This is a genomic window from Bradyrhizobium sp. Cp5.3, assembly GCF_000426265.1.
Classification (GTDB): Bacteria; Pseudomonadota; Alphaproteobacteria; order Rhizobiales; family Xanthobacteraceae; genus Bradyrhizobium; species Bradyrhizobium neotropicale.
This window is the reverse complement of sequence record NZ_AUFA01000002.1, coordinates 274220-299581: the sequence shown is the minus strand read 5'-3', so window position 1 is coordinate 299581 and position 25362 is coordinate 274220. Positions and strand designations below refer to the sequence as shown.

Genomic DNA, 25362 nt, shown 5'->3' with positions numbered 1-25362 from the left:
CTGATGCTTACCTCTATTTGCCTCAACCTTGTTCCCAGCGGAGGCCGCGCCTGATACGGCATGAGCCGTCCCGCCGCCGATTTTGCACGGATCGGCTTGGCCGGCACTTTGAGCGAAAAAGCGCGTGAATGTCCATGGCTGTCGCGCCGCAGGCGCGCATATCTGCTTTCACTCCTCGGCTATTGCCTCCTCGCTCGCGCCAAGCCCTGCGAGACTCTGTTCGAGTTCGCCGAGCATCTCCTGCAATTCGGCAAGCTTGCGCACTCCGTAGCGCCGCGTGATCTCCGCGTAGATGGCTTCCGAACTCGGCGCGACCGAGGCCATCAGCTTCACCCCCTTCTCGGAGATCGAGACCATGCTGCGGCGCTGATCCGTCTTCGCCGTCCTGCGCTCGATCAATTGCCGCGCCTCGAGATCGCGCAGGATGCGCGACAGGCTGGGTCCCAGGAGAAACGCCGTGCGCGCCAGTTCCGTGACCTCGACGGTCTCGATGGCGGCGAGCGCCCGCAGGATGCGCCATTGCTGCTCGGTGAGACCGTGCTGGCGCAGCGAGGGGCGGAACTGCCGCATCACCGCCTCGCGGGCCCGGAGCAGCGACATCGGCAGCGAGCGCGAGAAGTCGCGCATCGGCACCTGCCGTGCGGCAGGCGCGCTTCCGTTCGCAGGTTCAGCAGGTCTCCTCGCCATGACACCCCGCCTTCAAACCGCAAAATGTTTGCAGTGCAGCAAAGCAGAATTCTGTTTGACGCATTCATTTAACATGTTAAGTATCTCCCGGCACCACGATTTGTAAGATCACAGATGGCGCTTTCCAACGACGATATCCAAGCTTGCGCGAACCGTCTGCATCAGGCGGAGAAGACCCGCACGCAGATCCGGCAGCTCTCGCAGGATTTCCCCGGCATCACCATCAGTGATGCTTACGCGATTCAGAAGGCCTGGGTCGACCTCAAGCTCAAAGAGGGCCGCATCGTCAAAGGCCACAAGATCGGCCTGACCTCGAAGGCGATGCAGAGCGCGCTCAACATCGACGAGCCTGATTCCGGCGTGCTGCTCGACGACATGTTCTTTGCCGACGGCGGGCTCGTCCCGACCGAGCGCTTCATCGCCACGCGTGTGGAAGCCGAGCTCGCCTTCATCATGAGCAAACGCCTCTCAGGCCCCGACTGCACCATGTTCGATGTGCTCAACGCCACCGACTTCGTGGTGCCGGCACTTGAGATCCTGGACACGCGGATCGAACGCGTCGATCCCAAGACCAAAGCGACGCGCAAGATTTTCGACACCATCGCCGACAATGCGGCGAATGCAGGCATCGTGCTCGGCGGGCGGCCGATCCGCCCCTTGGAGACCGACCTGCGCTGGATCGGCGCGCTCTGCTTCAAGAATGGCCAGCTCGAGGAAACCGGACTCGCCGCCGGCGTGCTCAATCATCCTGCAACTGCGATCGCCTGGCTCGCCAACAAGATCGCGCCGCTGGGCCTTGCGCTGGAGCCCGGCCAGGTCGTGCTCGCCGGCTCCTTCATCCGCCCGATCGAGACCCGCAAGGGCGACACAATTCAGGCCGACTATGGCGCCTATGGCTCGGTGAGCTGCTACTTCGCCTGACGAACAAGGAAGACAGGGAGTGAAACCGCCATGCCGCATTTCACGATCGAATATTCGGCCAATCTCGACAGCCGTCTCGACATGAGCGCGGTGTGCGAGGTCGTGCGCAAGGCGGCGGTCGAGACCGGAATCTTCCCGCTCGGCGGCATCCGCGTCCGCGCCATCAAATGCGAGCACTACGCGATCGCGGATGCCCGGCAGGATTACGGCTTTCTCGACATGGTTCTGCGCATCGGCGAGGGCCGCGATCTCGCCACCCGCAAGAAGGCCGGTGAGCACGTCTTCAACGCGCTCTCCAATCATCTCGATTCCGTTTTCACCGCCAGCAAATTCGCTCTGTCGTTCGACATGCAGATCAACGACAAGGAGACGAGCTGGAAGCGCAACAACATCCACGACGCCCTGAAAGTGGAGGCCGCCCATGGATAAGCCTACGCCGAAAGCCGATCTGTTCCAGGTCAACCGCGACCGCGTCGTGCCGCTGCTGAAGAAGCTGCGCGGCGACGGCATCGGCCACATGATCGACGGCAAGAACGTCGCTTCGATCTCCGGCGAGACGTTTGAGACGAAATCGCCCGTCGACGGCACGACGCTCGCAAGCGTTGCCCGTGGCAATGCCGAAGACATCGATCGCGCGGCAACGGCTGCCGCGCTCGCCTTCAAGTCCTGGCGCGACATGGGACCTGCGATGCGGCGCAAGCTGCTGCACCGGGTTGCCGATGCGATCGAGGACAATGCCGACGACATCGCCGTGCTCGAATGCATCGACACCGGCCAGGCCTATCGCTTCATGGCAAAGGCCGCGGTCCGCGCTGCCGAAAACTTCCGCTTCTTCGCCGACAAATGCGCCGAGGCGCGCGACGGCCTCAACACGCCGAGCGATGAGCACTGGAACGTCTCCACCCGCGTGCCGATCGGCCCCGTCGGCGTGATCACGCCTTGGAACACGCCGTTCATGCTCTCGACCTGGAAGATCGCCCCTGCCCTCGCGGCCGGCTGCACCGTCGTGCACAAGCCGGCCGAATGGTCGCCGGTGACCGCGGATATCCTGTCGAAGCTTGTCAAGCAGGCCGGCGTTCCCGACGGCGTGCTCAATACCGTGCACGGCTTTGGCGAAGAGGCCGGCAAGGCGCTGACCGAACACCCCGCGATCAAGGCGATCGGCTTCGTCGGCGAGAGCGCGACGGGATCTGCGATCATGAAGCAGGGCGCGCCCACCTTGAAGCGCGTGCATTTCGAGCTCGGCGGCAAGAATCCGGTGATCGTGTTCGACGACGCCGACCTCGACCGTGCGCTCGATGCCGTCGTCTTCATGATCTACTCGCTCAACGGCGAGCGCTGCACATCCTCCAGCCGCCTGCTGATCCAGGCGAGCATCGCGGACAAGTTCATCGAGAAACTGGCGGCGCGCGTGAAGGCGCTGAAGGTCGGCCATCCCCTCGATCCCGCAACCGAGATCGGACCGCTGATCCATGAGCGGCATCTGGCCAAGGTCTGCTCCTATTTCGACGTCGCGCGCCAGGATGGCGCGGTGATCGCTGCTGGCGGCAAGGCCTATGACGGCCCGGGCGGCGGGCACTACGTCGAGCCGACGCTGGTGACCGGCGCGAACGGCAAGATGCGCGTCGCGCAGGAGGAGGTGTTCGGCCCCTTCCTCACGGTCCTGCCCTTCCGCGACGAGGCCGACGCGATCGAGATCGCCAACGACATCCGCTATGGCCTCACCGGCTATGTCTGGACCAACGACATGGGCCGCGCGCTGCGCGTTGCGGATGCACTCGAAGCCGGCATGATCTGGCTGAACTCGGAAAACGTCCGCCATCTGCCGACGCCGTTCGGCGGCATGAAGGCATCAGGCATCGGCCGCGACGGCGGCGACTATTCGTTCGACTTCTACATGGAAACCAAGCACGTCTCGCTCGCGCGAGGCACGCACAAGATTCAGAAATTGGGAGTGTAACGCTTCGTCATTCCGGGGCGCGACGAAGTCGCGAGCCCGGAATCCATTCATCCGCCAACTCTGCTGCGCGATGGATTCCGGGTTCGGCTCTTCGAGCCGCCCCGGAATGACAAATCCGAGGGGAACCACAATGCCCGTACCACAACACGTCTTCGAGCCGCCGTTCAACATCATCCGCTCGAGCCACGCCGTGCTCGACGTGACCGACCTGAAGCTCAGCCGCGAGTTCTACGAGACCACCGTCGGCCTGCATGTCGAGGATGCCGACGACAACGTCGTCTACCTGCGCGCCGCAGAGGAGCGTCAGCATCATTCGCTGGTGCTGCGGAAAGCAGCGGTGCCGGCCTGCAACCGGCTCGGCTTCAAGCTCGGCAATGACAAGGACCTCGACAAGGCGGCGGCGTTCCTCTCCGAGAACGGCCTCAGCTATGCCTTCGTCGACCAGCCGTTCCAGGGCCGCACGCTGCAATTCACCGATCCCTTCGGCTTCCAGATCGAGCTTTATGCCTCGATGGACCGGCGGCCGCATCTGCTCCGTCGCTACGACCTCTACAGGGGTTGCCACCCGCAGCGGCTCGATCATTTCAACGTCTTTGCCGCCGAAGTGCAGGACACCGTCGACTTCTACGCGCGGCTCGGCTTCCGTCTCACCGAATATGCCGAGGAGGACGGCCCGAACGGCCGCATCGCCGCCGCCTGGATGCATCGCAAGGGCAACGTTCACGACTTCGCCATCACCAACGGCAAGGGTCCGCGGCTGCATCACTTCGCCTATTGGACGCCGACGGCAATGAACATCATCCATCTCTGCGACGTCATGGCCTCCGCGGGCTACGTCAAGAACATCGAGCGCGGCCCCGGACGCCACGGCATCTCGAACGCGTTCTTCCTGTATGTCCGCGATCCCGACGGCCATCGCCTGGAGCTCTATACCAGCGACTATTTCACCGGCGATCATGACCACGAGCCGCTGCGCTGGTCGCTGCGCGATCCGCGCCGCCAGACGCTGTGGGGCGCGCCCGCCCCGCGCTCCTGGTTCGAGCAGGGCTCGCCCTTCACGGGCCAGACCGTGCGCGAGCCGAAATTCGTGGCCGACGTGCTGGTGGCAGACTAATGACGCTGCCTCGCCTCGCCACCTATTCCCTCAAGGGCACGACCCGATATGGCGCCGTCATCGACGGCGGCATCGTCGATCTCTCGGCGCGCCACGCAAAGGATTATCCGACGCTGCGCGAGGTGATCGCGGCGGGAAAGCTCGCGAGCCTCGCAGAAGAAGCCGCCAGCCGCACGCCGGACCACGCAATCGGCGACATCGCCTGGCTTCCGCCGGTGCCCGCGCCGGAAAAAATCATCTGCATCGGCGTCAACTATCCCGACCGCAATGCCGAATACAAGGACGGGCAAGACGCTCCGAAATATCCGAGCATGTTCATGCGGTCGCCGCGCTCCTTCGTCGGCCACGACACGCCGCTGGTGCGCCCGCGCGCCTCGGCGCAGCTCGACTACGAGGGCGAGATCGCGCTGGTGATCGGCAAGGCCGGACGGCACATCCCGGAAAGCACAGCGCTCGACCACATCGCGGCGTTGACCCTGTGCAATGAAGGCTCCGTGCGCGACTGGCTGCGCCACGCCAAGTTCAACGTCACGCAGGGCAAGAACTTCGACTCCAGCGGCAGCCTCGGCCCGTGGCTCGTGCCCTACACGCAGGAATCGCAGATTGCCGACATTCGCCTGACCACGCACGTCAACGGCGAGCTGCGGCAGGACGACCGCACCAGCCGGCTGATGTTTCCATTTCGCTATCTCATCAACTATATCTCGACCTTCGCGACCCTCGTTCCCGGCGACATCATCGTCACGGGCACGCCGACCGGCGCCGGCGCGCGGTTCGATCCGCCGCGCTACCTGAAGCCGGGCGATGTCATTGAAGTCGAGGCGGAGGGCATCGGGTGCCTGCGCAACGGCGTCGTCGACGAGGCCTGATCAACAATCGAAGTGGAATAGTGCAATGACCACTCTCAGCGGCGGCGAAGCGATCGTAAGCGGCCTTGTCGCCCATGGCGTCGACACCGTGTTCGGCCTGCCCGGCGCGCAAATCTACGGCTTGTTCGACGCCTTCCACCAGGCTCCGCTCAAGGTGATCGGCGCGCGGCACGAGCAGGCCTGCGGCTACATGGCGTTCGGCTATGCGCGCTCGAGCGGCAGGCCCGGCGTGTTCAGCGTGGTGCCCGGCCCCGGCGTGCTCAACGCCAGCGCGGCGCTGCTCACCGCGTTCGGCTGCAACGAGCCGGTGCTGTGCGTCACCGGCCAGGTGCCGACGCAATTTCTGGGCAAGGGCCGCGGTCATCTGCACGAGATGCCGGATCAGCTTGCGACCTTGCGCACCTATGTGAAATGGGCGGAGCGGATCGAATATCCCGGCAATGCGCCGACGGTCGTGGCGCGCGCCTTCCAGGAGATGATGTCCGGACGGCGCGGCCCTGTTTCGGTTGAAATGCCCTGGGACGTCTTCACGCAGCGCGCGGACACCGCTGCCGCAAAGGTGCTGGAACCCCTGCCCGCACCGCAGCCCGATCCTGATCTCGTGAAGCAGGCCGCAGCGCTGATCAAGGCGAGCAAGGCGCCGATGATCTTCGTCGGCAGCGGCGCGATCGACGCGCGCGAAGAAATCCTCGAGCTCGCCGAGATGATCGATGCGCCTGTCGTCGCGTTCCGCAGCGGGCGCGGCATCGTCTCCAACGCGCACGAGCTCGGCCTGACCATGGCCGCCGCCTACAAGCTGTGGCCGAACACCGACCTCATGATCGGCATCGGCTCGCGACTGGAGCTGCCGACGATGTCGCGCTGGCCCTATCGCCCCGACGGCCTTAAGAGCATCCGCATCGACATCGATCCGGTCGAGATGCGGCGCTTCTCCTCGGATGCGGCTATCATCGCCGATGCCAAAGCCGCAACGGCCGATCTCGCCGCCGCCGTGCGCAAGGCCGGCTACAGCAAGACCGCTGGCCGTCGCACCGCGATGCGCGAGGCCACCGCGTCGGCGCAAGACGAGATCCAGCGCGTCCAGCCGCAGATGGCGTATCTCAACATCCTGCGCGAAGTGCTGCCGGCGAACGCGATCGTGACCGATGAGTTGTCGCAAGTCGGCTTCGCCTCCTGGTACGGCTTTCCGATCTACGAGCCGCGCACCTTCATCACCTCGGGCTATCAGGGCACGCTCGGCTCGGGCTTTCCGACTGCGCTCGGGGCCAAGGTCGCCAATCCCGACAAGCCGGTGGTGGCGATCACCGGCGACGGCGGCTTCATGTTCGGCGTGCAGGAGCTCTCCGCCGCCGTGCAGTTCAACATCGGCGTGGTGACGCTGGTGTTCAACAACAACGCCTATGGCAATGTCCGCCGCGACCAGCGCGAGCGTTTTGACGGCCGCGTGGTGGCATCGGATCTGGTCAATCCGGATTTCGTCAGGCTCGCGGAGTCCTTCGGCGTGGCTGCTGCGCGTGTGACCTCGCCTGATCATTTCAAGGCGGCGCTGGAGAAGGCACTCGCCCATGGCGGACCGTATCTGATCTCGGTCGAGGTGCCGCGGGACTCCGAAGTCAGCCCCTGGGCGTTCATTCACCCGCCGAAGCCGTAGCTCCTCATGGTGAGGAGGCGCGTAGCGCCGTCTCCGGACGATGCTGCGCATCGCCGGGAGAACCATGAAGGCCCAAGTCTAGCATCTCGGCCTTCTCATCCTTCGAGACGCGCGCGAGCGCGCTCCTCAGGATGAGGGACAGATCACCGCGTCCTGCGGAACGTCAGATTGATCCGCTGCCGGCCGAGCAGCGCGTGTTCGCCGTCGGCGAGCGGCGCGACGCCGTGATAGGCGAGCCGGGACGGACCGCCCCAGACCACGACATCGCCATGCACGAGCCGAAACCGGCGCGTCTTGTCGCTGCGCGCCAGGCCGCCAAACAGGAAGATCGCCGGCAGCCCGAGCGAGACCGAGACGATCGGCGCGGAGTAGTCCAGCTCGTCCTTGTCCTGATGCAGCGACAGCCGCGTGCCGGGCTCGTAGCGATTGACGAGGCACGCATCGGGCGCAAAGCCGGCGAAACCGCCCTGCTCCGCCGCGCGGCGGGCCAGATCGCGGAACTGGGGCGGCATCGCGGGCCATGGCACGTCGGATCGCGGATCGATCGGATCGTAGCGGTAGCCGGTGTGATCGGTGATCCAGCCGCACTCGCCGCAATTCGTCATTGCCACGGACATCTGATAGCCACCGGGCGTGGTCATCCGGCGGAACGGCGACTGCGCGACGATCGCGCGCACCGCCGCAATCAGCTCGCTCTCGATCGGCTTGGCGAAGCCGCGCAGCAGCACCGCCCCTTCCACGATCTCCTCGCGCGGCGGCTGCGCCTCGGCAACGTTGTCGAACAAGTCCCCCGTCAATAGCTGCGCTCACTCGGCATGTTTACCTGGCATGCTTACTTGGCATCATGGAAGATCACACCCAGCGTGTGGCGTTGTCCCGAGCGAATCCGGCTGACGCCATGGCGCAGATTAACGCGATAGGTGCCGCGTGTCCCCTGCACCGGGCGATGATGCACGGCGAAGGCGACCGCGTCGCCTTGCGACAGAGGTACCACCTCTGCCCGGGATTGCATGCGCGGACGCTGCTCGGTCAGCACGAACTCACCGCCGGTGAAATCGCGGCCCGGCTCGGAGAGCAGGAACGCGACCTGGATCGGGAACACGTGCTCACCATAGAGATCCTGATGCAGGCAGTTGTAATCGCCGGCCTCGTATTGGAGCAGCAGCGGCGTCGGCCGGCTCTGGCCCGCCTCATGACATCGCTTGAGGAACGCCGAATGCGCCGCGGGATATCGGATGTCGATCCCCATCGCCTCGTTCCAGCGATTGGCGACGCCCTGCAGATGCGCATACAGGGCGGGCCGCAATTGCGCGATCAAGTCCGGCAGCGGATAGGCGAAATATTTGTACTCGCCGCGGCCAAAACCGTGGCTTCCCATGACGATGCGGCTGCGGAAGTGTGCATCGTCCGGATAGAGCGCGGCAATGGTGCGGCATTCGTCCGGCGTGAGCAGGTCCTTCAGGACGGCGCAGCCCTGGGCGTCGAGTTCGTCGGTGATTTGTCCCCAGCCTAGGGCATCGACGCGGGTGGCGATATCGGCCGCGTCGTGAACAGCAGCAGCGGGAACACGTTTCGCGATTGCCATAGCGACCATCCTATCCACTTCCGTCATTCCGGGGCGCGACGAAGTCGCGAGCCCGGAATCCATTCATCCACCTACGGTGCCGCGCGATGGATTCCGGGCTCGCGCCCAAGAGGGCGCGCCCCGGAATGACGGAGATTGGTGTCGCAGATCGCTGCCGCCGTAACCACCCGATTTCCGGACGGAACCTAGCCCAGCACCGGCAGCGTGATCACGTCATACCCATGCTTGATCGTCCGCTTCAGCACGGGATCCTCCAGCTCGAACTCGAACCGGTCGGCGGGGCGGATGCCGCCCTTGGCCGCAAACGTGCCGCCGAACATGGCGCAGCCGTCGGGCAGCGTCTTGCCCTCGAAGCCACGCGCGATCAGGTCATCGACCGGCAGCATCGCCTCCAGCGTGCCCTCCTGGTAGAGCACGCGCTCGCCGTTGATCCAGGCGTGGGAGCGCAGGATCATCTTGTCCCAGTGATCGACGACCTCATCAAGCTCCCACAACACCGGCGCGACCACCTTGTCGCACATCTGCTTCGAGACCGTGACGTTATAGGCCTCGACCTTGCGGTCGGTGTGGTCGGAACCGCAACCGACGAAGATGCGGCCCTGCCAGCCGATCAGCACGAACTCGACCTCGCCGCTGGAATCGTCGCCGCAGCATTCGATGCTGTCTTCCATTGTCAGCCTGCGCGCCGAGACACGGTAGTAGATCGGCGTCGAGGCCGGCCGTGCGATGCCGACCGCCTCGAGCTCGGCGATATGCTCGTCGCGGGCGACGGGATCGCGGCCGGTCCAGCCGGCGATGACGGCCTGGTCGATCGCAAGCGTCAGAGGGGTTGTCGCGTCCTGGGCGTCTACGGTGAAAGTCAAATCAAACACGGATCACGGCCTCCATGCCGGCAGCAAGTTCGAAAATGCGGCGATCCGATCCGCCCGCGCCCGCCAGCATCAGCCCGACCGGCACGTCACCCTCGCGGTGCGCCGGCAGGGAGATGGCGCAGCCGTCGATCATGTTGATCAGGGTGCAATTGCGCAAGGCGCGCAGGTTCGCGGTGGTGAACGCCTTGTCCTCAGTGAGATCGGCGATCTTCGGCGGCGTGTTGGCGGTGGTCGGCAGCACCAGCGCGTCATAGGGCGCAATGCGCGCATTGACGCGCGCGATCAGCGAGCGACGCTCGTTGAGGAGATCGATATAGTCGGCCGCGCTCTGCGCCTCGCCGCGCATGATGCGCACGAAGACGCGGGGATCGTAGACGTCGCCCTTGGCCGTGATGAGATAGCGGTGCCAGGCGAAACTTTCGGCCGCGGCAAAGCCGCCCTTGGCGTTCATGGGGCCGATCTCGTGGAACTCAGCCATCTCGATGCGCTCGATGGTGGCGCCATGATCGGCGAGCGTCTTCAGCGCACGCTCGAACGTCGCAGCCACGGGGCCGTCGAGATCGTCAAGCGCGATCGCGGTCGGCACCGCCAGCCGCATGCCCTTCACGGAACGCGGCTTCAACGCAACGACGGGCTCGTTCGCTAGCACCGCATCGAGTATGGCACAGCAACTGACCGATCGCGCCAGTGGCCCGATGCTGTCGAGCGAGAACGATAGCGGCACCGCGCCGTCGAGCGGAACGCGACGCTGCGTCGGCTTGTAGCCGACAATGCCGTTGTACGCGGCGGGAATCCTGCAGGAGCCACCGGTGTCGGTGCCGAGCGCGCCATGCGCCATGCCGTCCAGCACGGACACCGCCGCGCCGGAGGATGAGCCGCCCGGCACGTGGCCCGCGGCCCGATTCCAGGCGCCCTTCGGCGTGCCATAGTGCGGATTGATGCCAATGCCGGAGTAGGCGAACTCGGTCATGTTGGTTCGTCCGATCAGCACGAAGCCGGCGCTGCGCAGCCGCCCGACCGCCGCCGCGTCGTGCTCCGCCGGATCGGAATCGTCGAGCGCGCGGGAGCCGGCGCGCGTCGTTTGGCCCTTGATGTCGAAGAGATCCTTGATCGAGATCGGGATACCGGCATGGCGCGACGGCGCAGCCTTGGCCTTGCGCAAGGCATCCATCGCGTCGGCGGTCGCGAGCGCCGCGTCCTTGTCGACATGGATGAAGGCGCGCGGACCCTCGCCGGCCGGATCGGCAATCCTGGCGATACAGTCCTCGACCAGCTTGCGGGAGGTCGTGCGGCCGCTTTCGAGGTCGTCGGCTAGCTTTGCCACTGTCGGGAAATTGGGCATGTCTGTCTCACGGAATATTGGTGCGCGCAATCTATCGCGCTGGCTCAGTTCGACACAAGCACTGTGCGCATGATGGCATGCGCGCGCGTTGCTGGACCGTTGACGCGCCATGGTCAATTGTCGCATCAAGATCGAAACGGGCAAGGTTGAAGCCTGTACCTCGGGAGGACCTGCCGACATGGCCGAACCGCAGCGCGCGCGACCGAAACCGACGCCGGAGACCCAACATTTCTGGGACGGCACGAAGGCGGGCGAGCTGCGCCTGCAGCGCTGCGACGCCTGCGCACATGTCTACTTCCCGCCGCGCCCGTTCTGCCCGTCCTGCGCCTCGCGCAAGGTCTCGGTCTTCAAGGCGAGCGGCAAGGGCTTTCTCTACAGCTACGTGATCAACCACCGCCCGGCCGCGCCCGGCTTCACCCCGCCTTACGCGATCGCGGTGGTCGAGCTTGCCGAGGGGCCGCGGATGATGAGCAACATCATCGACTGTCCGCAGACGCCGGAGGCGCTCGAACTCGACATGAAGCTCGAGGTCGCCTTCGAGAAGCTCGACGACAAGATCACCCTCCCCGTGTTCCGTCCGGCGAAGGGATAGGTCATGCGCAGGAACCAGGTTGCCGTCGTCGGCGCGGCCGAGACCACCGAACTCGGCGTCATCCCCAACACGTCGCAGCTCCAGCTTCACGCGGATGCTGCGCTCAATGCCATTGCCGATGCCGGGCTGAAACTGTCCGACATCGACGGCTTCGCCACCGCGGTCGAAACACCGCAGCAGGTCTGCCATTATCTCGGCATCAAGCCGACCTGGGTCGACGGCACCTCGGTCGGCGGCTGCTCGTTCATGCTGCACGTCCGCCATGCCGCCGCGGCGATCGAGGCCGGTCTGTGCAAGACCGTACTGATCACCCATGCCGAGAGCGGCAAGTCGATGATCGGCAAGGCGCCCCGCTCGATCCCTGCCGACAGCCTGCAGGGCCAGTTCGAGGCGCCGTTCGGCGTCTACGGCCCGCCCAGCATGTTTCCAATCCCCGTGCTGCGCTTCATGAAGACCTACGGCATCACCCATGAGCAGCTTGCGTCGGTCGCCGTGGTGCAGCGGGAATGGGCGGCGAAGAATCCGCGGGCGATGATGAAGGACCCGATCACGGTCGCCGACGTCCTCAACTCGCGCATGATCGCCTATCCGTTCCGGCTGCTGCAGTGCTGCCTCGTCACCGACGGCGGCGGCGCGCTGATCCTGACCTCGGCCGACCGCGCCAAGGACTTTCCGCGGAAACCCGTCTACATCATGGGCACCGGCGAGAGCGTCGAGACGCCGATGGTCAGCCAGATGGAGACGTTCAACTCCTCGCGCGCCTTCAAGGTCGCAGGCCCCCTCGCCTTCAAGGAGGCCGGCATTGCGCACAGGGATGTCGACCATCTCATGATCTATGATGCGTTCGCGCATCTGCCGCTGTTCGGCCTCGGCGACCTCGGCTTCATGCCGTATGAGGAGACCGGAAAATTCATCGCCGACGGCAACACGCGGCCCGGCGGCAAGCTGCCGCTCAACACCAATGGCGGCGGCCTCTCCTACATGCATTCGGGCATGTATGGCATGTACGCGCTTCAGGAGAGCGTGCGCCAGATGCGCGGCATTGCGCCGGCGCAGGTGCAGAACGCGAAGATTTCGGTGTGCCACGGCGTCGGCGGCATGTTCGCCGCGAGTGGTACGATCGTGTTTACGAACGAGAGGTGATGCGAGCTGCCACCTCTCCCTCTCCCCGTTCTTACGGGGAGAGGGTTGGGGTGAGGGGCCGCTTCCACACACTCGGACTCGCGGAGAGTCCCCCTCACCCGAATTCGAGCTTTGCTCGAATTCGACCTCTCCCCCGCAAGCGGGGCGAGGTAAGAAGCACCGGATCGATCGGAGAACTCACATGACAAAATCACTGCAAGACAAGGTCATCATCGTCACCGGCGCAGGCCGCGGCATCGGGCGCGAGATCGCGCTGCTCTGCGCCGCGGAAGGCGCCAAGGTCGTCGTCAACGATCCCGGCGGTGCCGCCGACGGCGCCGGTTCGAACGCTGCGCCCGCCGAGGAAGTGGTCGAGGAGATCAAGAAGCGCGGCGGCACTGCGGTCGCCAACTTCGAGTCGGTGGCGGAAGCGATCCCCGCGAGCAAGATCGTCAAGACCGCGACCGATCATTTCGGCCGGCTCGACGGCGTCGTCAACAATGCCGGCATCCTGCGCGACATGATCTTCCACAAGATGAGCGTGGAAGCGTTCGAGGCCGTCATCAAGGTGCATCTGATGGGCTCGTTCTACGTCTCTCACGCCGCGGCGCGCATTTTCCGCGAGCAGGAGAGCGGCTCCTTCGTGCACTTCACCTCGACCTCGGGCCTGATCGGTAATTTCGGCCAGGCCAACTACGCGGCCGCCAAGCTCGGCATCGTCGGCCTGTCGAAGTCGATTGCACTCGACATGGGACGCTTCAACGTCCGTTCCAATTGCGTCTCGCCCTTCGCCTGGACCCGCATGATCGGCACCATTCCGACCGAGACCGACGCCGAGAAGGCGCGCGTCGAGAAGATCAAGCAGATGGGACCAGAGAAGATCGCGCCGGTCTGCGCCTATCTGCTCTCCGATGCCGCCAAGGACGTCACCGGGCAGATCTTCGGCGTGCGCATGAATGAGATCTTCCTGTTCAGCCAGAACCGTCCGCTGCGCTCGGTGCAGAGCAGCGACGGCTGGACGCCGCAGTCGATCGCGGAACATGCGATGCCGGCATTGAAGGGCTCGTTCTACAAGCTCGATCGCTCGGCCGATATCTTCACCTGGGATCCCGTCTAGAGGGATCCCGGCCATTGCTGCGCTGCGATCTCCGGTTGTCCGGCCGGAGATCGCCCGCATTACGCCCGAATGCGGGCGGATTGTTTTCCTTCCAACAAGAAATTGGGAGGAGACTATGACAAAACCACTGACCATCTCCGCCGATACCAGTGAGCCCTCGCTCGGGCGCCGCGCCCTGTTGAAGGGTGCGGCGGCCGCGGTAGCTGCGACGGGCGTCACCATGAACGCAGCCCTGGCAGCCACCGTCGCGCCATTGGGCCAGACGGGCACTCCGACACGATCGACGGCGCCATTGCCCCTGGGACCCCTGCCCGGCAGCCGCTACCCGGACTCTCATCTGGAATCCGCCAAGAAGGGGCCGCCAACATTCGGGCCCTCCGGTTTTCCGGCCTTCGCCGGCACGATGGCCGTTGAGCGCGTCGCAACCGGCTTCCGCTGGGCCGAGGGACCGGTGTATTTCGCGGCCGGGCGATACGTGTTGTTCAGCGACATTCCGAACAACCGCATCATGCGTTTCTCGGAGGATGACGGTCACCTCAGCGTCTACCGTCAACCCTCGATGAACTCGAACGGCAACACCATCGATCGCGAAGGACGCCTGATCACCTGCGAGCATAGCGGTCGGCGCGTGACGCGGACTGAACTCGACGGCTCGGTGACAATCATTGCCGACAAATTCAATGGCAAGCGGCTGAACTCGCCGAACGATGCGGTCGTCACTGCCGATGGCGCGATCTGGTTCACCGACCCCGCCTACGGCATCGGCGGCTTCTATGAAGGGATCAAGGCCGAGCCCGAGCAGGAGAAGAAGAACGTCTACCGGGTCGACCCGAAATCGGGGGACGTCAAGGTTGTTATCGATGACTTCGTTGAACCCAACGGCATCGCCCTGTCGCCTGACGAGAAGAAGCTTTATGTCATCGACACCGGCTTCACGGATGGGCCAGACAATCCATCTCACATCCGCGTGTTCGACCTCGACGTGGCGGCGGGGAAGGTGTCGAACGGCAAGGTCTTTGCAGAGATGCCAAAGCCGAGCATCACCGACGGCGTCCGCTGTGACACCGAAGGACGGGTCTGGTGTTCGGTGGGCTGGGGCGATCCGAACGAGGACGGCGTGCGCTGTTATACGCCATCGGGCGAGTTGCTCGGCAAGATTCATATTCCGGAAACAGTTGCGAATCTGTGCTTCGGCGGTCAGCAGCGAAACAGGCTTTACATCTGCGGCTCGACATCGCTCTATGCCGTCTACACGAGTGTGCAAGGCGCAATGAAGCCGTGAGGCGCAGCGACGATCGTCATGCCCGGGCTTGACCCGGGCATCCACGCCCGTTCGCGATTGCGGCGGCTCGCGGATGGCCGGGTCAAGCCCGGCCATGACGAGCCAGCGTGCTGCCTACCCCGTATTCCTCAGCCCCGCCGAGATGCCGTTGATCGTGAGCTGAATGCCGCGCAGCACCTGCTCGTCGGGGGTCTTCGCGCGGTGCTCCTTCAGGAGCTCCACCTGCACGTGGTTGAGCGGATCGAGATAGGGGAAGCGGTGGCGCACCGAGCGCTCCAGCAGCGGGTTGCCCTGGAGCAGCCGGTCCTGACCCATGATATCAAGCAGCGTCTCGATGCAGGAATGCCACTCACGGCGGATGCGGCCGAAGATCTTTTCGCGCAACGCTTCGTCCGGCACGAGTTCGGCATAGCGCGAGGCGATCGCGATCGAGCTCTTGGCGAGCACCATGTCCATGTTCGACAGCAGCATGCGGAAGAACGGCCAGTCGCGGTAAAGCTCTTTCAGGAACGGCATGCCCTTGTCGGGATGCTCGGCGATCCAGGTCTCGACCGCGCTGCCAAAACCGTACCAGCCCGGCAGCATCAGGCGGCACTGCGCCCAGGAGAACACCCAGGGGATGGCGCGCAGGTCTTCGATGGCGCGGGTCTTCTTGCGCGAGGCCGGGCGGCTGCCGATGTTCAACGTCGCGATCTCGTTGATCACGGTCGATGCCCAGAAATAATCGACGAAGCCCTCTGTCTCGTAGACGAGACCGCGATAGGCCTTGAAAGCGAGGTTCGATAGCTCATCCATCGCGGTCAGATATTCGCGCCGCGGCGCGCTCTGGCGCGGATGCAGCAGGCTCGCCTCCAGCGTTGCGGCCGCGAGGATCTCCAGATTGTTGCGGCCGACTTCGGCGTTGGAATATTTCGACGAGATGATCTCGCCCTGCTCCGTGATGCGGATCTGGCCGTTCACGGCCCCGCCGGGCTGCGCGACGATGGCGTCATAGCTCGGGCCGCCGCCGCGGCCGACCGAGCCGCCGCGGCCATGGAACAGGCGCAGACGCACACCATGGCGCTCGAACACTTCGACGAGGCCGATCTCGGCCTTGTAGAGCTCCCAGCCCGAGGTGACGAAGCCGCCATCCTTGTTGCTGTCGGAATAGCCGAGCATGACCTCCTGCACGCCGCCGCGGCTGTCGACGAGACGGCGGTAATCGTGCAGCGCCAGCATGCGATCCATGATGCCGCCGGACGCCTGCAAGTCCTCGATGGTCTCGAACAGCGGCACGATATTGATGGCGCTGCGCCCCGATGGATTGACGAGGCCAACCTCCTTGAGCAGCACCGCGACCTCGAGCATGTCGGACATGCCCTTGCACATCGAGATGATGCACTGGGGAATGGCGTCCGAGCCGAACGCCGCATGCGCCTCCGCGGCCGCGTGGAAGACGTTGAGCTCACCCATCGTCTCGTCACTGTATTTGACGAATTGCGAGACCAGCGAGCGGGTGCTGCGCAATTCGTTGGTGAGCAGTGAAATGCGCGCCTCCTCGCCGAGGGCGAGATAGGACATGCCGGGGTTCGCGGCATCCATCAACTCGGCGATGGTGCGCTCGTGCACAGCGGAGTTCTGGCGGATGTCGAGCCGCGCCAGGTGGAAGCCGAAGCAATCCACGGCGCGCCGAAGCAGCCGCAGCCGGCCACGCGCGATGACGCGAGCGTTGTTCGCGATCAGCGAGCGATGCAGCACGTCGAGATCGGCTTGCAGCTCCTTCACGCTCTGGTAAGGAGCACCTTTGCCGACCGGACGGCGCGTGATCTCGACCTCGAGTTTTTCGGCGGTCGCGGTGAGACGGGCATAGATGCCGGAGACGGCGAGGCGATAGGGCTCGCCGCTTCGGTGCGGCGAGGTATCCGGCGAGCGTTCCGCGAGCGCGCGCAGCTCCTCGGAGACGTCGGCGAGATGCGCCGCGATCGACAGCTCGGAGCCGAGCACGTGCAGCTCGTTCAGATAGAACTGCATGACCCGGCTCGACTGCAGCCGCAGCGTGCCGCGCATCACGTCGGCGGTGACGAAGGGATTGCCGTCGCGGTCGCCGCCGATCCAGCTTCCCATGCGCAGGAACGAGGCGAGCTCGCTTGCCGCCTGCTCGCCGCCTTCCTCCAGCCGGTCCTCCAGCACGTTGACGAGCCGCGGCACCTCGCGGAGGAAGGTGTAGTCGTAGAACGACAGGCCGTTGCCGACCTCGTCGAGCACGGTGAGCTTGGTCCGGCGCAAGAGGTTGGTCTGCCACAGCGTCAGCACCTCGCGGCGGAGCTGCTCATCACTCGCCGCGGCCTCCTCCGCCGTCATGGCGAGGCGCTCGCGGCGATCGAGCAACGCTGCAATCTCCATCTCGCGGTCCATGGTGCTCTTGCGACGGACCTCGGTCGGGTGCGCGGTCAGGACCGGGCTGACGAGGGCGCCCTTGAAGAAGCTGCGGAGCTCCTCGGCGCTGATACCGGCGTCCTTCGCATGTGCCAGCGTTTCTGCCAGCACGCCCGATCCAGACTCCTTGGCCGCCGCGCGGGCGCGCATCTGGCGGATGTTGTTCTGATCCTCGGCGATGTTCGCGAGGTGGGAGAAATAGCTGAAGGCACGGACGATCCGCACCGTCTCGGTGGTCGCCATGCTGTCGAGGATCTGTTCGAGCTCGCGGCGGGCAACCCGGTCCTCGTCGCGGTGGAACCGGATCGAGGTCTGCCGGATGCGCTCGACCAGGTCGAACATGTCGGCGCCCTCCTGGTCGCGCACGGTATCGCCGAGGATGCGCCCGAGCAGGCGGATGTCATCCCGCAGCCGCGCATCCGCCTCCATCGCCTGGGCGTCCTCAGGACGGTTGGGGCGCTGGTCGGCGGCATCGGATGGTACGGTCTGGAGGGACATTGCTCGCTCCCAAAGCTGCCCGGGGGAGCCGAGTGTGCAAGTTTTTTACCGCAGCGCAAGATGAAGTTGGGGGCGGTGCACACCGAGGGTCGGGCTGGGCCAATTCCTCCACCGTCGCCCCAGCGAACGCCAGGATCCAGTGCCTTCGACGTTAAGCTGGCACGATCACCTTTCCGATCGGCCAAAGCGCGATGCCCGCGAGCTTCAGGTGGGCCCATGCGAAGGGGATGCCGATGATGGTGATCGCGAGGATCACGGCAGTAATGACGTGGCCGAGCGCCAGCCACCAACCAGCGAGCAGGAACCAGATGATATTGCCGAGCACTCCGAGCGGGCCGGTGCCGATATCGCTCTCGCCGGTGACCTCGTCGCGCCGCACCGCTTTCGAGCCGAACGGCAGGAGCGTGTAGACCGCGATGTTGAACGCCGCCCGCGCCCAGGGCAGGCCGACAATGGTGATGGCCATGATGACGGAAGCTGCCAGCCAGCCAAACGCCATCCAGGCACCGCCGACGAGAATCCAGAGCACATTAAGCAGGAGGGAAACCGGAGCCATGGGATCATCCGCGGTCAATGACCCCATTTGTATAAGCTCAAATTCTGTCTCTGCGAAGACAGCTCCGGTAGGCGCGCAATGTCAGATCTTCCGTCCCGCCTGCTCCCAATAGGGATCGCGCAGGCGGCGCTTGAAGATTTTGCCCGAGTCTTCACGCGGCAGCTCGGTGCGGATTTCGATGTGCTTGGGCACCTTGTAGTCGGCGAGCGAGGCCTTGAGGCGCGCGCGGATGTCGGCGGCATCGAGCGTGATGCCGGGTTGCGGCTCGACCACGGCCATGAGCGCCTCGCCGAACTCGGCGTCGGGGATGCCGAACACCGCGCAATCATGCACGCCCGGCACGGCGTGCAGCACTGATTCAATCTCGGCCGGATAGATGTTGACGCCACCCGAGATCACCATGTCGCGCTTGCGGTCGCAGATGAAGACGTAACCGTCCTCGTCGATGTAGCCGACGTCACCGGAGGTGATGAAACCGTCGCGGTCGATCTCGGCGCGCTTCTCCGGCTTGTTATGATAGGTGAAGTCGGTGTTCTCAGCCATGCGCGAATAGATCTCGCCGATCTCACCTGCAGGCAGCACGCGACCGTCCTCACCGATGAAGCGGAGCTCCGCGCCGGGCGAGATCTTGCCGACGGTGCCGGGCTTCTTCAGCGCGTCCTCGGAGGTCGCGAACGTGACGGCACCTGACTCGGTCGAGCCGTAGAATTCGTAGATCACCGGCCCCCACCAGTCGATCATGGCGCGCTTGACGTCCGCCGGGCACGGCGCGGCGGCGTGGATGACGTGGCGCAGCGAGGAGACGTCGTATTTCCTGCGAACGTCCTCCGGCAGCTTCATCAGGCGGATGAACATGGTCGGCACCATGAAGATGGTGTCGATCCCAAAGCGCTCGATGAGCTGCAGAAATTCCTCTGCCTCAAAGCGCGGCATCAGCACCAGCGCGCCGCCGAGGCGGCCGGCGCGAATGCCGAACGAGTTTGGCGCGGAATGATAGAGCGGACCGGGCAGCAAAGCACGAGCACCAGGCTTCAGCCCATAGATCAGCGCGCGCATGCGCTCGCCGGCGGCGGCCTGCTCGGGCGTCGGCGCATGACGCCGCACGCCCTTGGGGTGGCCGGTCGTGCCCGAGGTGTAGATCATGTTCATGGGCTGCGGCACGACCGGACCGTCATAGGGCTGGAATTGCGCGAGCCACGACCCGAGATCGATCGCGAAATCCGGTGTCGCCAAATGAGCGGGATCGATCTTGTAGGTGATGAGGATCTCCGGCGGAGTCGGCACGCTGAGCACGGTGACACCCTTCGGAATCACATCGCGCAAGCCGTGCAGCATGTCGGCATGGGCGATCAGCACGGAGGTGCTGGAGTCCTTGAGGATGTAGTTGATCTCCTCCGGCTTGAAGTGCCAGTTGATCGGGACGCCATAGGCGCCCAGCCGCATCGCTGCGTAGGCGGCCTCCAGGAACGCGATGTCGTTGCGCATCAGCATGCAGACGCAATCGCCTTGCCTGACTCCGATCTTGGCAAGGCCGGAGGCGATGCGGTCGGCGCGGCTTGCGACCTCGGCATGGGCGCGGCGGCGATCGCCGGAGACGAGGCCGAGGAATTGGGACGTTTCGCTCATTTTGTTTTTCTTTGTTGTTTGGAGTTGCCCCTCATGGTGAGGAGGCGCGAAACGCCGTCTCGAACCATGAGAGCCCGTGGCCCATCCCCCGAGACGCCGTTTCGCGGCTCCTCGGGATGAGGTCCGCGCTAATCCGCAAACCGCGGCGCGCGCTTCTCGAGGTTGGAGCGCACCGCCTCGGTCTGGTTCGCGCTGCCGATCAGCCTCTGCTGCTCGACGGATTCTGCGAGCAGCGCCGGGCCCGGATCGACCGAGAGATTGTTCAGCAATCGCTTCGCGGCGCGGATCGCGTCGGGGCTTTTCCCCGCGATCTCGCGCGCGACTTCGAGTGCGCTAGCGCGCGGGTCATCGCAGATGCGTGTGGCGAGGCCGTAGGTCATCGCCTCCTGCGCCGAGAAGATGCGCCCGGTGTAGGTGAGATCGCGCAGGATGTCGTCACGCACGAGCGAGGCCAGGATCGGCGTGCCCGCCATGTCGGGCACGAGACCCCATTTGATTTCCATCACCGACATTCGCGCATCGGCTGCGACGAAGCGCATGTCCGCGCCGAGCGCGAGCTGGAAACCGCCTCCGAAGGCAACGCCGTGCACGGCCGCGATCACCGGAACCGGCAGCTGGCGCCAGCCCCACACCGCCTGTTGCGGAAAATTCGCCTTGCCATGGGTGCGCACGGTAAGGTCGCGATTTTCGCCACCCGGAATTCCATTGCCACCCTTTTCCTTCATGGCGGCAAAACGTCCCATGTCGAGACCGGCACAGAAGGCGCGGCCTTCGCCGGACAGCACCACTACGCGCACACCTTTTTCCTTGGAAAGACGCTCGGTTGCAGCAACCAGCGCCTCGAACATGGCCTGATCCAGCGCGTTCATCTTGTCCGCACGCACCAGGCGGACATCGGCAACGCCTTCCGAGATCGAAATCGAGACGCGCTCTTCCATGGATCAATTCTCCCCTGTTCTTGTTCGGTGCCGCTTTACAGGAAGCTGACGGCCGGATTTAGTCAATCGACCAATTAACTGACAATCCCTACGGGGGAAACAGCCATGTTCAAGGAAAATCTTCTGGCCGGCCGGCGCATCCTCGTGACCGGCGGCGGCACGGGTCTCGGCAAGTCGATGGCGGCGCGCTTCCTCCAGCTCGGCGCCGAAGTGCACATCTGCGGCCGGCGCAAGATCGTCTGCGACGAGACTGCGACCGAATTGATGGATCAATACGGCGGTCGCGTCACCAGCCACGGCGTCGACATCCGCAACGCGCTCGCAGTCGAGGAGATGGTCGAGAACATCTTTCGCGAGGCACCGCTCACCGATCTCATCAACAACGCCGCCGGCAATTTCATCTCGCGCACCGAAGAGCTCTCGCCGCGCGGCTTCGATGCGGTCGCCAACATCGTCATGCACGGCACGTTCTACGTAACGCACGCTGTCGGCAAGCGCTGGATCGCCGCGCGCCAGCCCGGCAACGTCGTCTCGATCACCGTGACGTGGGTGCGCAACGGCTCGCCTTACGTGGTGCCGTCGGCCATGAGCAAGTCTGCGATCCACGCCATGACGATGTCGCTTGCGACCGAATGGGGCAAATACGGCATCCGCCTCAACACGATCGCGCCGGGCGAGATCCCGACCGAGGGCATGAGCAAGCGCATCAAGCCGGGCGACGAGGCCGGCGCGCGCACCAAGGCGATGAATCCGATGGGCCGCGTCGGCACCATGGAGGAGCTGCAGAACCTTGCGGTTTTTCTGATCTCCGGCGGCTGCGACTGGATCAACGGCGAGACCATCGCCATGGACGGCGCACAGGCGCTCGCGATGGGCGGCAATTTCTACCAGCTCCGCGACTGGAGCGACGACGACTGGAAACAGGCACGCGAGAGCATCATGGCGCAGAACGAGAAGGATCGGGCTGCGCGGGGGTGACATGTTCTCCGAAGCTTTCAACCGTCGTCCCGGCGAAGGCCGGGACGACGTGTTGAAACTGCAGCGCTCCCCTCCGTATTGTCTTTGCACGCGGATGACGCCACACTCCGCGGCATAAAAACAAAACGCCACGGGAGAGACATGTCTACCTCACAGCCATTGGCGAATCTCGCCGATATGGTGCGCGAGCGCGCCGGGAGCCGCGGCAACGCCACGGCCTATGAATTCGAGGGCCGCGTCACCAGCTTCGCCGAGTTCGACACTAGGACCAACAAGGTCGCGAATGCGCTCATCGCGATGGGCGTCAAGAAAGGCGAACGCATCGCCTATCTTGGCAAGAACAGCGACATCTATTTCGAGCTCCTGATGGGTGCGATGAAGGCCGGCGTGGTGATGACACCGGTGAACTGGCGGCTCGCGGGGCCCGAGGTCGCCTTCATCGTCGCCGACTGCAAGGCGCCGGTGCTATTTGTGGGACCGGAGTTCATCGCGCAGGTTCGCCAGATCAAGGACAAGCTTGCGGACGTGCGCACCGTCATCACCACCGAAGGCGGCGCGCCGGAATGGCAGGATTTCACCGCCTGGCGCGATGCGCAGAGCGGCGACGACCCCAGGGTGCCGATCGATACGAAGGACATCGCGATCCAGCTCTACACGTCCGGCACGACCGGAAAGCCGAAGGGCGCGATGCTGTCGCATGCGAATTTCCTCAATCTGGTGCAGACCGGCAATGCCGAAGACAAGCCGGAGTGGAACCGCTGGTCGACCGACGACGTCTCGCTGGTCGCCATGCCGATCTTCCATATCGGCGGCTCGGGCTGGGGCGTGATGGGGCTCTATCACGGCGCACGCGGCGTGATCGCGCGCGAGTTCGATCCGACCAAGGTGCTCGACTTCTTCGAGCTGTCAGGCATCACGAAACTGTTCATGGTGCCGGCGGCGATGCAGTTCGTGGTGCGCCAACCGCGTGCGAAGACGGTCGACTTCTCGCGGCTGAAATACATGCTCTACGGCGCCTCGCCGATTCCGGCGGCGCTGCTCAAGGAGTGCATCGAGGTCTTCAAATGCGGCTTCGTGCAGATGTATGGCATGACCGAGACCACCGGCACCATCGTCGCGCTGCCGCCGGAAGATCACATCGAAGGGCTGGAGCGGATGCGCTCGGCGGGCAAGGCGCTGCCGGGTGTCGAGATCGCGATCCTCGACGCGGATGGCACGCCGCTGCCTCCGCGCCAAGTCGGCGAGATTGCGACACGCTCCGGCTCGAACATGGCGGGCTACTGGAACCTGCCCGAGGCGACCGCTGCGACGCTCCGTTCCGACGGCTGGCTGCGCACCGGCGATGCCGGCTACATGGACGAGGACGGCTATCTCTACATCCACGACCGCATCAAGGACATGATCATCTCCGGCGGTGAGAACATCTATCCGGCCGAGGTCGAGAGCGCGTTGTGCGATCACCCTGACGTCGCCGAAGCCGCCGTGATCGGCGTGCCCGACGACAAATGGGGCGAGGCCGTGAAGGCGATCGTCGTGATGAAACCGGGCAAGCAGGCGACCTCAACCGACATCATCAACTTCACCCGCGAACGCATCGCCGGCTACAAGACACCGAAGACCGTCGAGTTTCTGCCCGCGCTGCCGCGCAATCCGTCAGGCAAGATCTTGCGGCGGCAGTTGCGCGAGCCGTATTGGGCGGGGAAGGAGCGGCGGGTGAATTGATCGTCATCGGGAGGAGCGAAACAACAAAGCGATCCAGAATCCCTCCACGGTAGCATTTCTGGATTGCTTCGCTTTGCTCGCGATGACGGTGCGGAGGCAGACACGCGCCTCTATCCACCGTCATTGCGAGGGGCCCTTGCGACGAAGCAATCCAGACTGTCTCCGTAGAACGACTCTGGATTGCTTCGCTGCGCTCGCAAATGACCGCTTTAGTGCTTCCCCGGCCCCATGTAGCCGAACAGGAACCCCGCCACCTTGCGCATCTGGATCTCCTCGCTCCCCTCGGTGATCCGATAGCGACGGTGGTGGCGGTAGATGTGCTCGAACGGCTTGTGACGTGAGTAGCCCATGCCGCCGTGGACCTGCATGGCGCGGTCGGCGGATTCGCAGCAGAGGCGGTTCGCCCAGTAATTGCACATCGAGACGCGGTCGGAGAGCGTGCGCTCGATCTGTTCCTGGGTGAGCTGGTCCATCTCCCACGCGGTCTTCCGGATCAACAGGCGCAGCATCTCGGCCTGTGTCGCAAGTTCGACCAGCGGAAACTGGATCGCCTGGTTCTCGGCGAGCGCCTTGCCGAACGGCTTTCGCTCGCGCGCATACGTCACGCTTTCATTGATGCAGTAGACGGCAGCGCCAAGCGAGCTCGCCGCCTGCCGGATGCGATTCTGATGCACGAAGCATTGCGCCAGCGACAGGCCGCGGCCGACCTCGCCGAACAAGGCATCCTCCGGCACGAACACGTCCGTGAAGCTGACGCGCGGGTGATCGGTCGGCATGTTGAAGGTCCACATGTACTCCTCGACCTTCACGCCTTCGCTCTTGGCCGGCACCAGAAAGCAGGTGATGCCGCGCGCGTCGCCGTCGTTGCCCGAGGTGCGCGCGAACAGCGCGCAGTGGGTGGCCACGTGCATGCCGGTGGTCCACATCTTCTCGCCGTTGATGATCCAGCCCTTGACGTTGTCGCGCGTCGCGGGCACCGCGCGCGTCTCCATGTGAGTGGCGTCCGAGCCGTGATGCGGCTCGGTAAGACCAAAGGTGATGCGGTACTTGCCCCTGATCGAGCCGTCGATCATCGCCTTCTGGTCGTCGCGACCGTAGCGGTCGAGCATGGTGACGACCGGGAAATTGCCGACGATGGAGTGCTCGTTCTGCAAGTCATTGTGCAGCCCAAGGCCCTTGGCGGCAAAATGCTCGCGGATCACCGCCATCCAGAGATTGGAACCGTCCCTGCCGCCATGCTGCTTCGGCACCGGAAAGCGCAGGTGACCCGCGGCGTCCGCGAGATCCTTTGCCTTGCGCAGCAGCTCCTCCCATTCGTGCCGCGGCAGACCGCCATTCTCGAAATCGGTGCGCGCCCATTCGCGGCGATGGTCGAAGAAGCGGATGTTGTCGTCGGCCTCTTCCAGCGGCTTGATCTCGCGTTCGATGAAACGGTCGAGCTCTCCGAGATAGGCGACGAGATCGGCAGGCAATGAGAAATCCACGGTTCTCTCCCGGAATGATTTTGTCGTTTTG

General features: G+C 64.6%; 22 protein-coding genes. 12 read left to right on the top strand and 10 right to left on the bottom strand.

Going from position 1 to position 25362, the window contains the following annotated elements; genetic code table 11:
* Positions 1-168 precede the first annotated feature (168 nt).
* On the bottom strand, positions 169-687 hold the full coding sequence (hpaR, locus tag K289_RS0104415) for a homoprotocatechuate degradation operon regulator HpaR (RefSeq protein WP_027550379.1): 519 nt from the start codon (positions 685-687) through the stop codon (positions 169-171).
* A 114-nt stretch (positions 688-801) separates the two neighbouring features.
* Here hpaR and hpaH point away from each other — a divergent pair, with 114 nt between their 5' ends.
* From hpaH to K289_RS0104385, 6 genes are all read left to right on the top strand, one after another.
* Entirely contained in the window at positions 802-1608 is an 807-nt protein-coding gene (gene hpaH / locus K289_RS0104410) for a 2-oxo-hept-4-ene-1,7-dioate hydratase (RefSeq protein WP_027550378.1), read from the top strand.
* A gap of 30 nt (positions 1609-1638) precedes the next feature.
* Positions 1639-2037 (top strand): 5-carboxymethyl-2-hydroxymuconate Delta-isomerase, encoded by a 399-nt coding sequence (locus K289_RS0104405; protein WP_027550377.1) that lies wholly within the window; start codon positions 1639-1641, stop codon positions 2035-2037.
* A complete protein-coding gene (gene hpaE / locus K289_RS0104400; RefSeq protein WP_027550376.1) occupies positions 2030-3568 on the top strand; it encodes a 5-carboxymethyl-2-hydroxymuconate semialdehyde dehydrogenase in 1539 nt (512 codons plus the stop codon). The genes K289_RS0104405 and hpaE overlap by 8 nt, the downstream gene beginning before the upstream one ends.
* A gap of 130 nt (positions 3569-3698) precedes the next feature.
* Positions 3699-4682 carry a 3,4-dihydroxyphenylacetate 2,3-dioxygenase gene (hpaD, locus tag K289_RS0104395; RefSeq protein WP_027550375.1) on the top strand — a complete coding sequence of 328 codons (984 nt, stop codon included), beginning with the start codon at positions 3699-3701 and terminating at the stop codon, positions 4680-4682.
* Positions 4682-5551: a fumarylacetoacetate hydrolase family protein gene (locus K289_RS0104390; RefSeq protein ID WP_027550374.1), complete on the top strand. Its 870-nt coding sequence runs from the start codon at positions 4682-4684 to the stop codon at positions 5549-5551. The genes hpaD and K289_RS0104390 overlap by 1 nt, the downstream gene beginning before the upstream one ends.
* Positions 5552-5576: 25 nt before the next feature.
* Positions 5577-7202, top strand: coding sequence for a thiamine pyrophosphate-dependent enzyme (locus K289_RS0104385; RefSeq protein ID WP_027550373.1), 1626 nt, complete (start codon positions 5577-5579; stop codon positions 7200-7202).
* Between the two features lie 143 nt (positions 7203-7345).
* On the opposite strand, the gene alkB is transcribed toward K289_RS0104385, so the two are convergent.
* The 4 genes from alkB to K289_RS0104365 form a co-directional block, all read right to left on the bottom strand.
* Positions 7346-7999, bottom strand: a complete 654-nt coding sequence (alkB, locus tag K289_RS0104380) for a DNA oxidative demethylase AlkB (RefSeq protein WP_027550372.1) — start codon at positions 7997-7999, stop codon at positions 7346-7348.
* Between the two features lie 35 nt (positions 8000-8034).
* Positions 8035-8787, bottom strand: coding sequence for a 2OG-Fe(II) oxygenase (locus K289_RS0104375; RefSeq protein ID WP_027550371.1), 753 nt, complete (start codon positions 8785-8787; stop codon positions 8035-8037).
* 185 nt (positions 8788-8972) lie between these two features.
* Positions 8973-9659, bottom strand: a complete 687-nt coding sequence (locus K289_RS0104370) for a DUF2848 domain-containing protein (protein WP_027550370.1) — start codon at positions 9657-9659, stop codon at positions 8973-8975.
* The gene (locus K289_RS0104365; RefSeq protein ID WP_027550369.1) at positions 9652-11001 is read right to left on the bottom strand and encodes an amidase; all 1350 of its coding nucleotides are present in this window, start codon (positions 10999-11001) and stop codon (positions 9652-9654) included. Before K289_RS0104365 ends, K289_RS0104370 begins: the two co-directional genes overlap by 8 nt.
* A gap of 178 nt (positions 11002-11179) precedes the next feature.
* Between K289_RS0104365 and K289_RS0104360 the strand changes: the two genes are divergently transcribed.
* The 4 genes from K289_RS0104360 (at position 11180) to K289_RS0104345 (ending at position 15114) form a co-directional block, all read left to right on the top strand.
* On the top strand, positions 11180-11593 hold the full coding sequence (locus K289_RS0104360; protein ID WP_027550368.1) for a Zn-ribbon domain-containing OB-fold protein: 414 nt from the start codon (positions 11180-11182) through the stop codon (positions 11591-11593).
* Positions 11594-11596: 3 nt separating this feature from the next.
* On the top strand, positions 11597-12736 hold the full coding sequence (locus K289_RS0104355) for a thiolase (RefSeq protein ID WP_027550367.1): 1140 nt from the start codon (positions 11597-11599) through the stop codon (positions 12734-12736).
* Positions 12737-12917: 181 nt separating this feature from the next.
* Entirely contained in the window at positions 12918-13832 is a 915-nt protein-coding gene (locus K289_RS0104350) for an SDR family oxidoreductase (protein WP_027550366.1), read from the top strand.
* A gap of 115 nt (positions 13833-13947) precedes the next feature.
* On the top strand, positions 13948-15114 hold the full coding sequence (locus tag K289_RS0104345) for an SMP-30/gluconolactonase/LRE family protein (protein ID WP_027550365.1): 1167 nt from the start codon (positions 13948-13950) through the stop codon (positions 15112-15114).
* Between the two features lie 114 nt (positions 15115-15228).
* Here K289_RS0104345 and ppc read toward each other — a convergent pair whose 3' ends face one another.
* From ppc to K289_RS0104325, 4 genes are all read right to left on the bottom strand, one after another.
* Positions 15229-18027: a phosphoenolpyruvate carboxylase gene (gene ppc / locus K289_RS0104340; RefSeq protein WP_027550364.1), complete on the bottom strand. Its 2799-nt coding sequence runs from the start codon at positions 18025-18027 to the stop codon at positions 15229-15231.
* Between the two features lie 151 nt (positions 18028-18178).
* The gene (locus K289_RS0104335) at positions 18179-18583 is read right to left on the bottom strand and encodes a YccF domain-containing protein (RefSeq protein WP_027550363.1); all 405 of its coding nucleotides are present in this window, start codon (positions 18581-18583) and stop codon (positions 18179-18181) included.
* Positions 18584-18664: 81 nt separating this feature from the next.
* Positions 18665-20209 carry an acyl-CoA synthetase gene (locus K289_RS0104330; RefSeq protein WP_027550362.1) on the bottom strand — a complete coding sequence of 515 codons (1545 nt, stop codon included), beginning with the start codon at positions 20207-20209 and terminating at the stop codon, positions 18665-18667.
* 128 nt (positions 20210-20337) lie between these two features.
* Positions 20338-21147 (bottom strand): crotonase/enoyl-CoA hydratase family protein, encoded by an 810-nt coding sequence (locus K289_RS0104325; protein ID WP_027550361.1) that lies wholly within the window; start codon positions 21145-21147, stop codon positions 20338-20340.
* A gap of 105 nt (positions 21148-21252) precedes the next feature.
* On the opposite strand from K289_RS0104325, the gene K289_RS0104320 reads away from it, so the two are divergent.
* Both K289_RS0104320 and K289_RS0104315 read left to right on the top strand, forming a co-directional pair.
* On the top strand, positions 21253-22125 hold the full coding sequence (locus tag K289_RS0104320; RefSeq protein ID WP_027550360.1) for an SDR family oxidoreductase: 873 nt from the start codon (positions 21253-21255) through the stop codon (positions 22123-22125).
* 141 nt (positions 22126-22266) lie between these two features.
* Entirely contained in the window at positions 22267-23847 is a 1581-nt protein-coding gene (locus K289_RS0104315; RefSeq protein WP_027550359.1) for a fatty acid--CoA ligase, read from the top strand.
* A gap of 209 nt (positions 23848-24056) precedes the next feature.
* Here the strand turns inward: K289_RS0104315 and K289_RS0104310 are convergent, their stop codons facing one another.
* Positions 24057-25331, bottom strand: a complete 1275-nt coding sequence (locus K289_RS0104310; protein WP_027550358.1) for an acyl-CoA dehydrogenase family protein — start codon at positions 25329-25331, stop codon at positions 24057-24059.
* Between the last annotated feature and the right edge of the window lie 31 nt (positions 25332-25362).

Excerpts from the sequence above, each read along its gene's own strand:
- K289_RS0104365 (WP_027550369.1), bottom strand. The coding sequence starts at position 11,001 with ATGCCCAATTTCCCGACAGTGGCAAAGCTAGCCGACGACCTCGAAAGC.
- hpaD (WP_027550375.1), top strand. The coding sequence starts at position 3,699 with ATGCCCGTACCACAACACGTCTTCGAGCCGCCGTTCAACATCATCCGC.
- K289_RS0104350 (WP_027550366.1), top strand. The coding sequence starts at position 12,918 with ATGACAAAATCACTGCAAGACAAGGTCATCATCGTCACCGGCGCAGGC.
- K289_RS0104320 (WP_027550360.1), top strand. The coding sequence starts at position 21,253 with ATGTTCAAGGAAAATCTTCTGGCCGGCCGGCGCATCCTCGTGACCGGC.
- K289_RS0104405 (WP_027550377.1), top strand. The coding sequence starts at position 1,639 with ATGCCGCATTTCACGATCGAATATTCGGCCAATCTCGACAGCCGTCTC.
- K289_RS0104385 (WP_027550373.1), top strand. The coding sequence starts at position 5,577 with ATGACCACTCTCAGCGGCGGCGAAGCGATCGTAAGCGGCCTTGTCGCC.
- hpaH (WP_027550378.1), top strand. The coding sequence starts at position 802 with ATGGCGCTTTCCAACGACGATATCCAAGCTTGCGCGAACCGTCTGCAT.
- hpaE (WP_027550376.1), top strand. The coding sequence starts at position 2,030 with ATGGATAAGCCTACGCCGAAAGCCGATCTGTTCCAGGTCAACCGCGAC.
- K289_RS0104375 (WP_027550371.1), bottom strand. The coding sequence starts at position 8,787 with ATGGCAATCGCGAAACGTGTTCCCGCTGCTGCTGTTCACGACGCGGCC.
- K289_RS0104390 (WP_027550374.1), top strand. The coding sequence starts at position 4,682 with ATGACGCTGCCTCGCCTCGCCACCTATTCCCTCAAGGGCACGACCCGA.
- hpaR (WP_027550379.1), bottom strand. The coding sequence starts at position 687 with ATGGCGAGGAGACCTGCTGAACCTGCGAACGGAAGCGCGCCTGCCGCA.
- K289_RS0104355 (WP_027550367.1), top strand. The coding sequence starts at position 11,597 with ATGCGCAGGAACCAGGTTGCCGTCGTCGGCGCGGCCGAGACCACCGAA.
- K289_RS0104330 (WP_027550362.1), bottom strand. The coding sequence starts at position 20,209 with ATGAGCGAAACGTCCCAATTCCTCGGCCTCGTCTCCGGCGATCGCCGC.
- K289_RS0104360 (WP_027550368.1), top strand. The coding sequence starts at position 11,180 with ATGGCCGAACCGCAGCGCGCGCGACCGAAACCGACGCCGGAGACCCAA.
- ppc (WP_027550364.1), bottom strand. The coding sequence starts at position 18,027 with ATGTCCCTCCAGACCGTACCATCCGATGCCGCCGACCAGCGCCCCAAC.
- K289_RS0104325 (WP_027550361.1), bottom strand. The coding sequence starts at position 21,147 with ATGGAAGAGCGCGTCTCGATTTCGATCTCGGAAGGCGTTGCCGATGTC.
- K289_RS0104335 (WP_027550363.1), bottom strand. The coding sequence starts at position 18,583 with ATGGCTCCGGTTTCCCTCCTGCTTAATGTGCTCTGGATTCTCGTCGGC.
- K289_RS0104345 (WP_027550365.1), top strand. The coding sequence starts at position 13,948 with ATGACAAAACCACTGACCATCTCCGCCGATACCAGTGAGCCCTCGCTC.
- K289_RS0104315 (WP_027550359.1), top strand. The coding sequence starts at position 22,267 with ATGTCTACCTCACAGCCATTGGCGAATCTCGCCGATATGGTGCGCGAG.